Genomic DNA, 14563 nt, shown 5'->3' on the forward strand with positions numbered 1-14563 from the left:
TTGTAGTATACTTGGTGTTGAAATGCTTATACTTCAAATAAACGATTTCTATAGAAAAGTAAGAGGAAAGTGTACATATGAGAATTGGATTTGACAACGAAAAATACCTTCAGATGCAGTCTTCCCATATCCGGGAGCGTATCGATCAATTTGACAACAAACTTTATCTGGAATTCGGCGGCAAACTCTTCGATGATTACCATGCTTCCAGGGTTCTTCCGGGATTCCAGCCTGACAGCAAGCTTCGGATGCTCAAGCAGCTTTCCGATCAGGCCGAGATTGTCATTGTAATAAGTGCGGAAGATATTGAGAAGAATAAGGTACGTGGGGATCTTGGAATCACCTATGACTCCGATGTGCTCCGGCTGATGGGCGTATACCGCGAGCACGGCCTCTATGTAGGCAGCGTCGTCATTACCAAGTTCAGCGGCCAGGAAAGCGCGGTCCTGTTCAAGAACCGCCTGGAAAAGCTGGGCATCAAGGTGTACCGGCATTACGTTATCCCCGGATATCCTTCCAATGTACCCTACATCGTAAGCGATGAGGGCTACGGGAAGAATGATTATATCGAGACCTCCCGCCCACTGGTAGTGGTAACTGCCCCCGGACCGGGAAGCGGCAAGATGGCCGTCTGCCTCTCCCAGCTTTATCAGGAGCACAAGAGAGGCATCTGCGCAGGATACGCCAAGTTTGAGACATTCCCTATCTGGAATATCCCATTGAAGCACCCGGTCAACCTGGCATATGAAGCTGCCACTGCCGACTTGAATGATATTAATATGATAGACCCCTTCCATCTGGAAGCCTATGGAAAGACTACCGTCAACTACAACCGGGATGTAGAGATCTTCCCTGTGCTAAGCGCCATGTTCCAGCGCATCTACGGCGAAAGCCCTTATAAGTCTCCTACCGACATGGGCGTAAATATGGCAGGAAACTGCATCTGCGACGACGAGACCTGCAAGGATGCCTCGAGGCAGGAGATCATCCGGAGGTACTACGACTCGCTCAGAAGGCTGCTGGAAGGCGCCTGCTCCGATGCGGAAGTCTACAAGATCGAGATGCTGATGAACCAGGCCGGCATCACCGTCCATGACCGCCCGGTCGTGGATGCCGCCCTGCAAAGAGCCAAGGAGACCGGCGAACCTGCCGCGGCGCTCCAGCTCCACGACGGACGTATGATCACGGGTAAGACCTCCAACCTGCTGGGCGCTTCCGCTGCCTTGCTTCTGAATTCCCTCAAGGTACTGGCTGATATTGACCATGAAAGACACGTCATATCTCCGGAGGCCATCGAGCCAATCCAGAAGCTCAAGACGCAGTATCTGGGAAGCAAGAACCCAAGGCTGCACACGGACGAAGTGCTGATCGCCTTGTCCGTCAGCGCCGCAACCGACCCTACAGCCCAGCTGGCCTTAGACCAGCTTCCAAAACTGAAGGGCTGCCAGGCGCATACCTCGGTCATGGTAGGTTCTGTTGACATGAAGCAGTTTAAAAAATTATCCATCCAGGCGACCTTTGAAGCAAAATATGAAAAAAGTTCTGTATTTTTCAATGACAGGGGTGTATAATCTTTAAGTATTTTTTTGGACATGCTATGTAAACAGATTCAGCTAAGGAGGAAATTATGGCAGTTAAATACGTATTTGTTACAGGTGGAGTAGTATCTGGACTTGGCAAAGGAATCACGGCTGCATCCCTGGGGCGTCTTTTAAAGGCCCGCGGATATACGGTGACCATGCAGAAGTTCGATCCTTATATCAACATGGATCCCGGTACCATGAACCCTGTGCAGCACGGCGAAGTGTTTGTAACCGATGATGGAGCAGAGACCGATCTTGACCTCGGGCACTATGAACGATTTATAGACGAGAGCCTGGGCAAGAACTCTAACGTGACCACCGGCAAGATCTATTGGTCCGTCCTTCAGAAGGAACGCCGGGGAGACTTTGGCGGCGGTACCGTCCAGGTAATCCCCCACATCACCAATGAGATCAAGGATCGCTTCTACCGGAACCCTGCTGCCAAGAATACGGAGATTGCCATTATTGAAGTAGGAGGAACGGTGGGCGACATTGAAAGCCAGCCTTTTCTGGAAGCCATCCGCCAGTTCCAGCATGAAAAAGGACATGAGAATGTCATCCTGATCCACGTAACCTTGATTCCATATCTGCGCGCATCCCAGGAGATGAAGACAAAGCCTACCCAGGCCAGCGTCAAGGATCTTCAAGGCATGGGAATCCAGCCGGATATCCTGGTATGCCGTTCGGAGTACCCTCTGGATGCCGGAATCAAAGATAAGATCGCTTTATTCTGCAATGTGCCATCCAGCCATGTGCTTCAGAACCTGGATGTTGAATATCTGTATGAAGCGCCCCTGGCCATGGAAGAAGAGAATCTGGCAGGCGTCGTATGCGAATGTCTTCATCTGGACTGTCCCAAGCCGGATCTTAAAGAGTGGTCGGAGATGGTAGACTATCTCAGGCATCCCAACACCGAAGTGACGGTAGCCCTGGTAGGAAAATATATCCAGCTGCATGATGCCTACATCAGCGTCGTGGAGGCATTGAAGCATGGCGGCATCTATAGCCGCGCCACCGTCAATATCAAATGGGTGGATTCTGAGACTGTTACCGCCGACAACGTGGAAGAACTTCTGGGCGGAGTAAGCGGCATTCTGGTACCAGGAGGTTTCGGGCACCGTGGCGTCCCCGGCAAGATCGAGGCGATCAAGTATGCCCGCACCCACCATGTCCCCTTCCTGGGACTGTGCCTGGGCATGCAGCTGGCTATCGTAGAGTTTGCCCGCAACGTGCTGGGTCATCGAGACGCGCACAGTGCCGAATTAGATCCCGATACGACGCATCCTGTGATCCACATCATGCCAGAACAGATTGGAATCGAAGATCTGGGCGGCACCCTGAGGCTCGGTGCTTATCCCTGCGTGCTGGATACCGATTCCAGAGCTTATAAGATGTATGGCAGGCAAGAAATCTCCGAACGCCACCGCCATCGCTACGAGGTTAACAATGATTACCGGGAGGAACTGTCCGCTAGCGGAATGAAGATTTCCGGCCTGTCTCCGGATGGCAGGATCGTGGAGATGATCGAGATTCCAGAACACCCCTGGTTCATCGCGACTCAGGCGCATCCCGAATTAAAGTCCCGTCCCAACCGGCCTCATCCATTGTTTCGCGGCTTCATTGAAGCTGCCCTGGAATACGCAGAGCAAAACCAGGCGGTCACAGGCCAGTTCCTGAATCAAATATAAAAAAAGCCAGAATATAGAAAGCCTGCGGAGAAGCGGATGCTGATCATGTTGAATATGCATCCGCTTCCCCGCAGGCTTTCTTGCTTGATTGATTCATTCACTTCCTCCACATTGCGGTAAATACAATCGCCAGAAGGCAGCAGCAAAACCAGATGCTTTTGATTCCAAGCATCTCTGACATCACCGTGCCCAACACTGCACCCAGGATAAAAAGCGCGATAATCCCAAAGTAGTGGGCGGCTTCAAGTCCTGTCCCTTCCTCTTTATTGATCAGGCAGCGAAACAGTTTCTCAGTCCCTGAACGCAGGTTCCCGGTACACATAGTAGTCGCATAAGGAAGGTTTTTGATCTTTCTGAAACTGTTGACTTGAAGGGAGCACACGAAAGAGATCGTAACATTTACCACGCCGTCCGGCATAGACGGCGGAATAAATCCAATGATCAAAAGCAGCAGCACCTCGATCGCAATGATCCAGTGCTCGTACATCGCGAATCCCCGGCTGGAGAAATATTTTTTGAGAACCTCTGTGATGAACACTCCTAAGGAAAACGCTATGATCGGCACCACATAGTACAACGCCTGCCTGTAGTCCTTGTCCGCCATATGAACGCCCAGAAGGACGATGTTTCCAGTCTGGGCATTGGCAAATACGCCTCCCCTCAGAATATAGGTGTATGCGTCCAGAAACCCTCCTACCACTGCCAGCAGGGCAGCGACCCGAAAGGTCTCATGAATCGGAATTGCTGTAATCTCTTGTTCTCGCTCCATCTTATCCGTATAGATTCTCCTTTACACACTTCAATGCTTCTGCAATCACCTGGTGCATATCATAGTACCGGTACATCCCAAGCCTCCCGCCGAAAATGACATGCTCTTCCTTTTCTGCCAGTTCCCTGTATCTTTCATACAGGGCATTGTTTTTCTCGTCATTCATAGGGTAATATGGCTGGGCGCCCTTCTCCCAGGCAGCCGGGTATTCCCTGGTGATCACGGTCTTTTGGATGGCCGGCGTCCCTGTGTTCCCATATCCTCCCTGGCATCCATATTCAAAATGCTTATGCTCGATGATCCTGGTATAAGGAATCTCGTACTCTGTATAGTTTACTACGGCATTGCCCTGGTAATTTTCCATATCCAGAGTTTCCGTCTCAAACCGGAGGCTGCGGTATTCCAGCTCCCCATAGCAATAATCGTAGAAGGCGTCAATCATGCCAGTGAACACGATATGATCCGCCTCGCTTTCCAGTATCTCCCTATCTTCAAAAAAATCCACGCCCAGGCGTACCTCCACGCCTTCCAGCATCTTTTCTATGATCTGCGTATAGCCGCCGATGGGGATTCCCTGATATTGATCATTAAAATAGTTATTGTCATACACAAACCTCACCGGAAGGCGGCGGATAATGAAGCTTGGCAGTTCGCTTGCCCACTTTCCCCACTGCTTCTCCGTATATCCCTTGATCAATTTCTCATAGATATCCCGTCCCACCAGGGATATGGCCTGTTCTTCCAGGTTCGCGGGCTCCTTGATGCCTGCCTCTTTGATCTGGCGGTCTATGATCTCCTTTGCCTCTTCCGGGGTCTTGATCCCCCACATCTTGCTGAATGTATTCATATTAAAAGGCAGATTATACAGTTCATCCTTGTATCTGGCAACCGGACAGTTCGTATACCGGTTGAATTCCGCAAATTGCTGTATATAATTCCATACCTCTTTGTCCGAAGTATGGAAGATGTGCGCTCCATACTTATGAACTTGGATTCCTTCCACTTCTTCCGTAAAAATGTTGCCTCCTACATGAGGCCTGCGGTCAATCACCAGGACTTTCCTGCCCGCCTTATTCGCTTCATAGGCAAATATTGCGCCAAACAGTCCCGCTCCTACTACCAAATAGTCGTACTTCATCTTTGCATCTGCACCTTCCCTGATTATTTCTGGTGATTATTATACCCCTTCTGCTCTTATATTTCAATGGATAACCCCATCGGACCATTTGGCCTGGCTTCCCTTCTCCGTCTTTGTCACCTGAAGCTTGCAGTCAATCTGCTCCTTCAGTTCATTGACATGGGAAATGATGCCTACCAGCCTCTTGGTGCCGGCCAGATCATGAAGGACCCGGATGGCCTGTTCCCTGGCTGTATCGTCCAGAGACCCGAAGCCTTCGTCCACGAACATGGTATCCAGGCGGATGGCGCCGGCTGTGCTCTGCACGATGTCCGCAAGCCCCAGGGCCATTGCCAGGGATGCCAGAAAAGACTCGCCGCCGGATAAGGTCTTTACATCCCTCACGGACGCGCTGGCCATATGGTACACATCCAGGTCAAGTCCGGCCTGGCCCTGACTGCTTAGATTGCCTACTTCCCGGCATTGCAGGATAAATTCATTGGATGTCATACGCGCCAGCCTCTGATTGGCCGCATGGATGATCTGCCGGAAGTACTGCCTCTGGACATAGGTTTCAAAATCCATCTTTACCGTCCCGCTCAGATTGCCGTTGGCCGTCCTGCTTAAGTTTTCCAGCATTTCATACTGACTCCTTAGGATCCCTTTCTTATCCAGATACTGCTTCAGATGCTCCTTTACGCCCTGGTTCTTCCGATTCATGCTGTAGAAGCGCATGGATTCGTTCTGTACCGCCTGCGCATCCGTCTCGGTCTTCTGGATCTCTGCCAGTATCTTATCTGTATCCGCCGGCTCCATCCCTTCCAGCTGTGCTTCTATCGTCTTAAGCATGCCCGCGGTCTCATTTACCTTGACGCGGTATTCCTGAATTTTCTGTTCCAGGAGCGCCGTTTCTTCTTCCGGCATCTTTGCGGCCTGGTATGCGGCCTCGTCCGCAAAGCCCTGCTCCTTTAGCGCCTGGTTCCATGCCTCGCTTCTTATTCCTGCCTCTCTGCCAAGTTCTTCCACTGCTTCCTGACTGCTTTTTTTCTGGCCTTCCAGCCTCCGCACGGCTTCCATGGCTTCCTTTTCCTCAGCCTTTGTCCGTTCATAGGCCTGCTTCATTAGATGAAGTTTATCTTCCAGTTCTGCCAGGCGCTCTTTGGCCTGCTCCTTTGATGGAAGCGGCAATCCCTGGCACTTTGCAGCAAGATCCGCCTGGATCTGCTGATACTGCATTTTAAGTTCTCCTTGTTCTGCCTCCAGCTTGGAGTGCTGTTCTTTCAGAACGGCCAACTGTTCCTCTATCTGCCGTTCCAGAGTTTTTGCCTCTTCATGCAGCTTAGCCCCTTTGTCTGCCCTCTCATACTCCTTAGAGGCCTCATAATACGCTTCCTGGCATTGCCTTTCTGCCTCCAGAATCCTGTAGCAGATTGCCTCCGAAAGCAGCATTCCTTCATCCGGCTCATCCTCCGTCAGTTCCCGGTAGTGTCTTAAAAAGGCGTTCTTTCCAGAACCGTACCGGATAGCCGTCTCCTGGAAGGCAGCCGCAGAGGCATCCCTTTTTCCCTCTGCCAGATTCCTGCTTTCCCTGGCTTCTTCCACCTCCTGCTGGGTAGGCGCTCCTTCCTTTAACGGCCGGAGGTCGGGATGGCTTGTGGCGCCGCATACAGGACAAGGCTCCCCTGCTTCAAGCCCCTGGGCAAGGATGCCCGCCTGTTCATCCAGAAATGCCTGGTACTTCGCCTCATAGAGTGCTGCCGCGCTCAGATAGGATTTCCGATCCTCCTCTGACCTGCCGCGTTTCCTGTGACATTCTTCCTCCAGCAACAAAAGCGTGTCAAAGGAATCTTTCAGTTCTTTCAACTGTGAAAGCCGGTGGGAGCATTGCTCCTTTTTCACCCGCAGGGTCTCCTCATTCATCTTGCTTTCTTCATATAATTCCTGTGCCCTTCGTGCTTCCTCTCTGGAGTGCTTCAATCCGTCCTCCTTCGTTTCTGCTTCTCGAAGGATCCCCTGCTTTTTCTCCAGTGTTTTTCCAAGCGCTTCTTGCTGTTCTTTCAAGGTTTCTATCTGTTCGTACCGGGGCAGGGCATCCTGGATCCTGATAATCCCGGCTTCGCATTCTGTCTTGCAATCCAGAAATTCCTGCTCCTTCTTACTCTTTACGGCTTTTAATGCTTCCGCCAGGATTTCTGCTTCCTCCAGTTTTTCTTCCGTTATACGCAAGGTATTCCTTCCCCTGTCAAGATTCATCGTTGCCTGTGCAAGCGCCTTCTCCGCAGAAGATGCCTTTTCCGCCTGTCTCGCCTGCGCAAGCCTTCTTTCCGATTCCTGGTATCTCTCCTTCTCCTTTCCAAGTTCCAGCCAGGCTTCTTTCATATTCTCATAGGTTTGGATAAGTTCATTGCGTGCCTCCGCTTCCAGCTTCCTGCTCTTTAACTGATCCAGTCTTTTTGCCAGCCTGTCAGACTCGTTCTGTCTCTCCTTTTCCAGAGCCCGTCCTTCTTGCAGGATTTCTTCCAGCGCCGCTTTTACCTCTTCATAAGGCAGGACGGCAAGGCTTTTTATCTCTTCCCATCGTACTCTTAAAGGAAGGTCCTCTACTTCCACCCGCTCTATTTCCTGCCGGATCTCGCGCAGATTATCTTCCAGCTCATAGTAGAGCCTGCCCGCGCTTTTCTTTAATTCCTCCTGCACCCTGTAATAGAGCCTGGTCTGGAATATTTTCGTAAATATTTTCTTGCGCTCTTTAGATTCGGCATGCAGAAGTTTCAGGAAATCTCCCTGGGCGATCATGGCAATCTGGGTAAATTGGACCGAATCCAGTCCGATGATCTCCTCGATCTTCTGGTCCGTCTCCCGCTTTTTGCCTTGAAAGGCGCTCCCGTCCGGCAGGATCAGCTCAACCTTGGAAGGTTCCTTCACATATCTGGGAGAGCCGTTAGCATAGCGCCTTTTTCCCAGCCGGATATATTCCGGATTCCTGCGGATCGTATATTCTTTTCCCTGATAAGAGAATGTGTATTCTACATAAGTATCCATATCTTCCGAGGCATACTGGCTGCGCATCATATTCCCGTCCCGCGCTTTGCCGCTGGTCTGGTCATACAGCGCATAGGTAATGGCATCAAATATGGTCGTCTTCCCAGATCCGGTATCCCCGGTTATCAGAAACAGCCCTTGCTGCACTCCCTGAAAATCTATCGTCGTCACTTCTGCATAAGAGCCGAAGGCTGACATCACTAATCTGATCGGCTTCATCGCTCTTCTCCCTTCGCCTCGTCAAACATCTTCTTCATAATCTCCAATTCTTCCTGCGCAAGCTGTCTGCCCTGCATCTCCTGATAAAAATCACAGAATGTCTCCAGGGGATCTTTAAGCACCAGTTCCTCGTCCATCTCCCGCAGTTTATTTCTGGTCCTGGCATTGTCTGCCTTTACCTCCAGAATCCGGTCAAATACTTCTTCCAGCTGCTCTTTGGGCTTATAGGGATCCACCTCGTCAGTCAGCGTAATACTGACATAATCATCCCGCTCCTCTTCATTCGCCGCCTCAAGAATCTCCGCCAGGTTCCCCCTCTTCTTTTTGACATCCCGGAGGGGATGAAGCGCAAGCCGCTCCACTTTGGGAGGCGAGCCCTTCTGGGAAAGGGTTACCAGCGTAAGCGCCTTTTCCTGTCCAGACTCGCTGACCGAATATTTCAGCAGCGTGCCACAATAGCGGATATGCGGCATCCCCACGCTCTGAACGCCGTGCAGATGTCCCAGAGCCACATAATCAAAATCCTTAACGGCCCCAATGTCCACATTGTCGATTCCTCCTACGGAAAATGTCTCTGAATCGCAAGTCTCTGGCAGTTCATTTCCCGTATAAAATTGATGGGAGACCAGCACATTGCGCCTGCCGCGGTAGTCAATCTCTTCCCGCCTGATCAGTTCCGCGACAGCATCCCCATAAGTCTGAGGCGGTTCTCCCGGAAATACGTTTCTTACATAGGAAGGCTTCAAAAATGGCAGCAGATAAAAATCCACCTCCCCATATTCATCATTTAGCGTCACCTTGCGTATATGTTCTTCCTCTATCCTTGGCGCCGTCCCCGCAAGATAGATCTGGTGGCTTTTCAGAATGCAGGAAGCATAGTCAAGCCTCTGGGCCGAATCATGGTTTCCACTGATAATGAGCAACGCAATAGCCGGGGCAATCTCAGAAAGAGAGGTCAGAAATTCATCGAAGACGGCGACCGCTTCCGCTGAAGGCACAGATTTGTCATAGATGTCTCCTGCAATGATGATGGCATCCGGACGGAGGTCTTTCGCATACGCCACCACTTCCTTCAGTATGGCCTCCTGATCCTCTCTTAAATTATAATGGTGCAGCTGCTTGCCGATATGCAAGTCTGAAAGATGAAAAAATCTCATGGTTACCAGTCCTTCCTGTATTTCGCGTCTGAGACTATCTTACACTATCTGCCGGACTTCCCGCAAGGTCTCTCTTGCCGGGCTATAGACAAAGCAAGGGGGGCCCGCCTTCTAAAAAGATAATCAAAAAGCGCCGGAGGGGTTCCGGCGCTTTTTCAAGCATACTATCTTACAGGTTCTCTTCAAAGAATTTCTTCAATTTCTCCAGATCTTCCTCACTGTCGGCAGAGACGGTGATCTCTTCTCCCTTTTTCACTCCCAGGCTCATGATTGCCAGCAGTTTGGTTGCCTCCACGGTGCGATCTCCTTTTGTAATCGTCACTGCGCTCGACAATTCCTTCGCCAGCTTCACCAGCATTCCCGCTGGTCTTGCATGCATGCCTACCTCGTCCTTGATTACATACTGAAATGATCCCATAATGTTTCCTCCTTTATTTTTTTAAGATCCATAAGTTACTTTTTTCTGCCTTCCCCTGATACTTGACCTTGCATTCTCTCTCCTTCGGATAAAAGCGCGTGGTAAATACGCATTCTCCTTTATTCAGGAATATTTCCAATATCGAATGATCTGCAAGTATGCGGATGTCTCTCACCTGATTGATACGAGCCTTTCTACAACCCCGGCCTTGCCCCGCATCCCCTTCGAACGCAAGGCTGGCCACCCCGTCTTTCCACGTGAGCCTGCACGCTGCGTCAACCAGGATGCTGAATTCCCCTTGCATTCCTTCTATCTCCCAGTCGAAACTGCAGGATTCTATCGGAATCTCCTGTTCTGCTTCTATGCGGACACTCGCTCTTCTGATGCTCTCAATCTCCTGAACCGGCCATTGAAGCACCCTTTTGCCCTGTACCGACAGTTCCCTGGGGAAGGTAAGCGAATGCTGCCATCCCATTTCTACTGTAGGATTATGGTAATGGCCCTCTAAGTCCGGCAGCCCTGCCCAAGCCATCAGAATCCTTCTTCCCCGGCTATCCAGGAATGTCTGGGGAGCATAGAAGTCAAATCCCATATCCCATTCTTGAAATTCCTTCTGTTCACATTCTTTCCCGTCCTCCAGCAGAAAATATCCAGATTGGTAGACGTTCTGAAAGCGGAACTCTTCCGGGCGCAGCCCCTGAGGGCACACGGACAGTATCTTCTCCCCTTCTATTTCAAACAGATCGGGACACTCCCACATATATCCGAATGGCTCCCTGGTCGTAATCTCTTCCTGGAATCTCCACGCCTTCTTATCATCGGAAGCATACAGGATCACGGCTCCCTGGTCATTTGCCTTTCTTCCTCCCAGCACCATATAGTATCTGCCCTTTTCTTTCCATACTTTTGGATCCCTGATATGGGCAGTATAGCCTTTCGGATAATCCTTAAGGGACATCAGGCATTCTTTCTCTCCAAACTTCCTTCCATCCTTGCTTGCTGTATAGATGGTATTGGATTCCCTTCCAGTATTCACATAGTCGTAATCGCCCTCGTACTTGATGTTTCCGGTATAGAATAGTTCCAGCATCCCGTCTTCGGTAAATGCGCTGCCGGAATATGCCCCATGGCAGTCATAAGGGCTGTCGGCGACGAGGGGCACGCCGGCATATTCCCAATGGACCAGATCCTTGCTTATATATTCTCCCCAGACCTTTAATCCTCCCTCGGGATGGAAGGGGGAATACTGGAAGAATGCATAGTATTCTCCCTGATACTGGCAGAGCCCGTTGGGGTCGTTCAACCATCCGACCGGAGGCATCACGTGATATTCCATCCGCCACTGATCCTCTTTAAGCGCCTCTTTTCCTTCCGCTTCAAGTTCTTCTATCTCTTTTAACAATGTTGCCTTCATTACATTCATATGCAACCCCTGCCTTTAGCGCACTGCGATGATCTTATCCAGGACATCGGCTGTTCCCGTCTTTAACATGCTCACTTCTTCATAGTCAAATGTATTGGTTACGATTACAGGCGTGGTGATGTCATATCCCGCATCCTGGATCTGTTCTTTATCAAAGGTGATCAGAAGCTGCCCCGCTCTTACTTCTTCTCCTTCTTTTACATGAGCCTCATAGAACTTTCCTCCTAATTCCACCGTATTGATCCCAATATGGATCAGGACTTCCATTCCGTCCCCGCCTGTGATGCCGATCGCATGCTTCGTGTCGAACAAGGTCTCTATCTTTCCGGCAAATGGGGCATATACCTTCCCTTCTGAAGGCAGGATTGCCGCGCCCTTGCCCAGGACTTCTCCTGCGAACGTCTCATCCTTTACATCTTTAAGTTCTATTACTTCTCCCTTTATAGGACAGTATACCGTATGACCTTCTTCCGTCTTCACGGAACTGGATGCAGTCTGAACAGAAGCGTCTGCGGCCGGAACAGAAGTGTCTGCGGCCTGGATGTTCTCCTCTTTGAACAGGATCCAGGACAGAAGGAAAGCGACAGCCGCAGCCACCAGGATGACCAGCGTATACTGGATGGTATAGTCCGTCGTGATCAGATAGCCGAACAGGCCTGTGATGCCATAGGCGGATGCCCCGATTCCGGTAACGCCTGCCACCAGCGCGCCACATGCGCCTCCGATGCATCCTGCGATAAAGCATTTGAAAAACCGCAGGTTCACTCCAAAGATTGCAGGTTCCGTGATTCCCAGAAACGCGGACAGGGAGGAGGGCAGCGCCAGCGCTTTTAACTTCTGGTTCTTCGTCTTTAACGCCAGGGCAAGCGCCGCGGCTCCCTGGGCGATGTTTGCCGCCGTGGCAATGGGCATCCAGATGTTGACTCCATTTGCGCTTAATAGCCCGGCTTCCAGCGCATTATACATATGGTGGACGCCAGCCACGACCGTAGGCGCATATACCGCCCCAGCCAGGCAGGAGCCGATGCCAAATGGCAGAGTGATCAGGTATTCCACTGCGCTTAGCACTCCATTCTCGATCCAGGAGAATACCGGCCCAAATATGGTCAGTGTCAGATATCCTGTCGCCAGCACCGTAACCAGCGGCGTTACAAACAAATCGATCATCTCCGGCACGATCTTGTGCAGTTTCTTTTCCAGCATGCACATGAACCAGACTGCGATCACCACCGGGATTACATGTCCCTGGTAGCCGACCAGCTTGATATCATAAAGTCCGAACCAGGCCTGGGCCGTAGGAACAGAATCTGCGGTCGCCACTGCCCACGCATTTACCAGATCCGTGTGGATCATGATCATTCCGATGACTGCGCCCAGAAATATGTTGCCTCCGAATACCCGGGCGGCGCTTATGGCGATCAAGATCGGCAGGAATACGAGTGCCGCGTTGCTGAACAGATGGATGATGGTATAAGAGCCGGAATTCGCCATATCCGGGAACACATTGCACAATCCTTCCAGCAGGCCCATCAGAAGGCCGCTGGCAACGATCGCCGGTATGATCGGCACGAATACGTCTCCCAGCGTCTTGATCAGCCGTTTAAAAATATTCTGCTTGGAAGCCGCCGCCTGCTTGACTTCTTCCTTAGATGCAGCCGTAATTCCTGCCGCGGATACGAATTCCTCATATACTTTATTTACCACGCCGGTGCCGAAGATGATCTGCAATTGTCCGGATGCTTCAAAGACACCTTTCACGCCTTCGATCTCTTCCAATTTCTCTTTGCAGCATCTTCCATTGTCGCCGATCACCAGGCGAAGTCTTGTGGCACAGTGGGCGGCTGATATGATATTCTCTTTGCCGCCGATGTTTTCCAGCACCTGCTTTGCAATGCTCCTGTAATCCATTCTCTTTCCTTCCCTTCCCTGAAACATATGTGTTATCGTTCCCATACCACACTCTCTTTTATTTATTCGTAGTTTATCTATGTATTATTCTTTTATGCATGGTATCGTTCTCATATCTTGATTAAAGTATACCAGTCTACCCCGCCGTTGTAAACTGGTATACTTCACAAATATCCCCTTTTAAAATCATGCATTTTCACCAATTGCCCCGGCGTTGTTACCGGGTGGAATTCTTGAGAACGATTTCATATCCCATCTTCAATTCCTTGCACACCGTACTCTCAGACTCCAGCAGATCTACCAGCATCGTAGCTGCCTCCATCCCGCTGGTCTTATAGAAGAAATGGACCGTTGACAGGGATGGCTCTACCAGACGGGATACCGGCGTATCTCCCATTCCTGCGATCTGGATATCCTCCGGCACTTTTTTCCCCGCCTCTTTCAGGTACGCCATTGCCCCGGCGGCGATATTGTCTGTCGTGCAGAATACAGAATCAATATCCGGCGACCGGGATAGAAGGCCACGCATCTGCTCATAGCCTGACTCGATGCTGAATTTTGCTTCTGCCATCCATTCTGGCAAGGCTTTTTTTCCTGCTTTTCGAAGGGCCGCCTCATACCCCCTTCTCCGGTTAAGCCCGGCGGCTTCGTCCTTATCGGTTACGCCGATATAGCCGATCTTATCCCCGTTTTCATGCAATGCCTGCGTCATCTTTAACGCCGCGTGGTAATCATCCTGATACACGCAGGAATACCCTTCCAAACGCTGCCCAAGAATAACCACCGGAACCTTGCACTCCTTTAAAAGTTTGCGGTGCTTCGCGGTAAACATGGTGGCAATAAACAGGATGCCATCCACCTGGTTGTCCTTAAAAAGGTTCAGATACTTGAGTTCTTCTTCAATATTATTGTCCGTATTCGCCAGCAGAAGCTGGTACCCGCTTCTACTCAGCACGTCGCTGATTCCCGCGACCATGCGCCCCACAGTATCAGAATTAATCTTTGGGATAATGACCCCCACCAGCTTCGTCTTCTTGGTTCGAAGCATCTGCGCCTGGGAAGAAGGCTGATAGCCGGTCTCCTCTATCACCTTACGGATCACTGCCTTCTTCTCATCGCTGACATAGCCGTCATTCAGATACCGGGAAACCGTCGCCCTAGACACTCCTGCCAGTCTTGCAATCTCATTGATATTCACTGCCATCTTCCTCCTCCATTGCCATTCTATCATCCACCTGG

General features: G+C 50.7%; 10 protein-coding genes. 2 read left to right on the forward strand and 8 right to left on the reverse strand.

Annotation, left to right across the window (positions count from 1 at the left end; genetic code table 11):
• The first annotated feature begins 77 nt into the window (after positions 1 to 77).
• Complete coding sequence (locus tag K0036_RS13180; RefSeq protein ID WP_173693858.1) at positions 78 to 1571, forward strand: DUF1846 domain-containing protein; 1494 nt, start codon at positions 78 to 80, stop codon at positions 1569 to 1571.
• Positions 1572 to 1627: 56 nt separating this feature from the next.
• Entirely contained in the window at positions 1628 to 3271 is a 1644-nt protein-coding gene (locus K0036_RS13185; protein WP_173693859.1) for a CTP synthase, read from the forward strand.
• A 97-nt stretch (positions 3272 to 3368) separates the two neighbouring features.
• Here K0036_RS13185 and K0036_RS13190 read toward each other — a convergent pair whose 3' ends face one another.
• The 8 genes from K0036_RS13190 to K0036_RS13225 all read right to left on the reverse strand — a co-directional run bounded on the left by K0036_RS13190 (position 3369) and on the right by K0036_RS13225 (position 14528).
• Positions 3369 to 4040 carry a YoaK family protein gene (locus K0036_RS13190; RefSeq protein WP_025642902.1) on the reverse strand — a complete coding sequence of 224 codons (672 nt, stop codon included), beginning with the start codon at positions 4038 to 4040 and terminating at the stop codon, positions 3369 to 3371.
• A gap of 1 nt (position 4041) precedes the next feature.
• Positions 4042 to 5178: a UDP-galactopyranose mutase gene (glf, locus tag K0036_RS13195; protein WP_220429938.1), complete on the reverse strand. Its 1137-nt coding sequence runs from the start codon at positions 5176 to 5178 to the stop codon at positions 4042 to 4044.
• Positions 5179 to 5241: 63 nt separating this feature from the next.
• A complete protein-coding gene (locus K0036_RS13200) occupies positions 5242 to 8418 on the reverse strand; it encodes an AAA family ATPase (RefSeq protein ID WP_220429939.1) in 3177 nt (1058 codons plus the stop codon).
• A complete protein-coding gene (locus tag K0036_RS13205) occupies positions 8415 to 9575 on the reverse strand; it encodes an exonuclease SbcCD subunit D (RefSeq protein WP_220429940.1) in 1161 nt (386 codons plus the stop codon). Before K0036_RS13205 ends, K0036_RS13200 begins: the two co-directional genes overlap by 4 nt.
• A gap of 169 nt (positions 9576 to 9744) precedes the next feature.
• Positions 9745 to 9993 carry an HPr family phosphocarrier protein gene (locus K0036_RS13210; protein WP_025642897.1) on the reverse strand — a complete coding sequence of 83 codons (249 nt, stop codon included), beginning with the start codon at positions 9991 to 9993 and terminating at the stop codon, positions 9745 to 9747.
• Positions 9994 to 10006: 13 nt separating this feature from the next.
• Positions 10007 to 11416: a glycoside hydrolase family 32 protein gene (locus K0036_RS13215; RefSeq protein ID WP_220429941.1), complete on the reverse strand. Its 1410-nt coding sequence runs from the start codon at positions 11414 to 11416 to the stop codon at positions 10007 to 10009.
• 15 nt (positions 11417 to 11431) lie between these two features.
• Positions 11432 to 13324, reverse strand: a complete 1893-nt coding sequence (locus tag K0036_RS13220) for a PTS beta-glucoside transporter subunit IIBCA (protein WP_220431316.1) — start codon at positions 13322 to 13324, stop codon at positions 11432 to 11434.
• A gap of 217 nt (positions 13325 to 13541) precedes the next feature.
• Complete coding sequence (locus K0036_RS13225) at positions 13542 to 14528, reverse strand: LacI family DNA-binding transcriptional regulator (RefSeq protein WP_310593059.1); 987 nt, start codon at positions 14526 to 14528, stop codon at positions 13542 to 13544.
• Positions 14529 to 14563 lie beyond the last annotated feature (35 nt).

Source organism: [Clostridium] scindens (assembly GCF_019597925.1).
Lineage (GTDB): Bacteria > Bacillota > Clostridia > Lachnospirales > Lachnospiraceae > Clostridium_AP.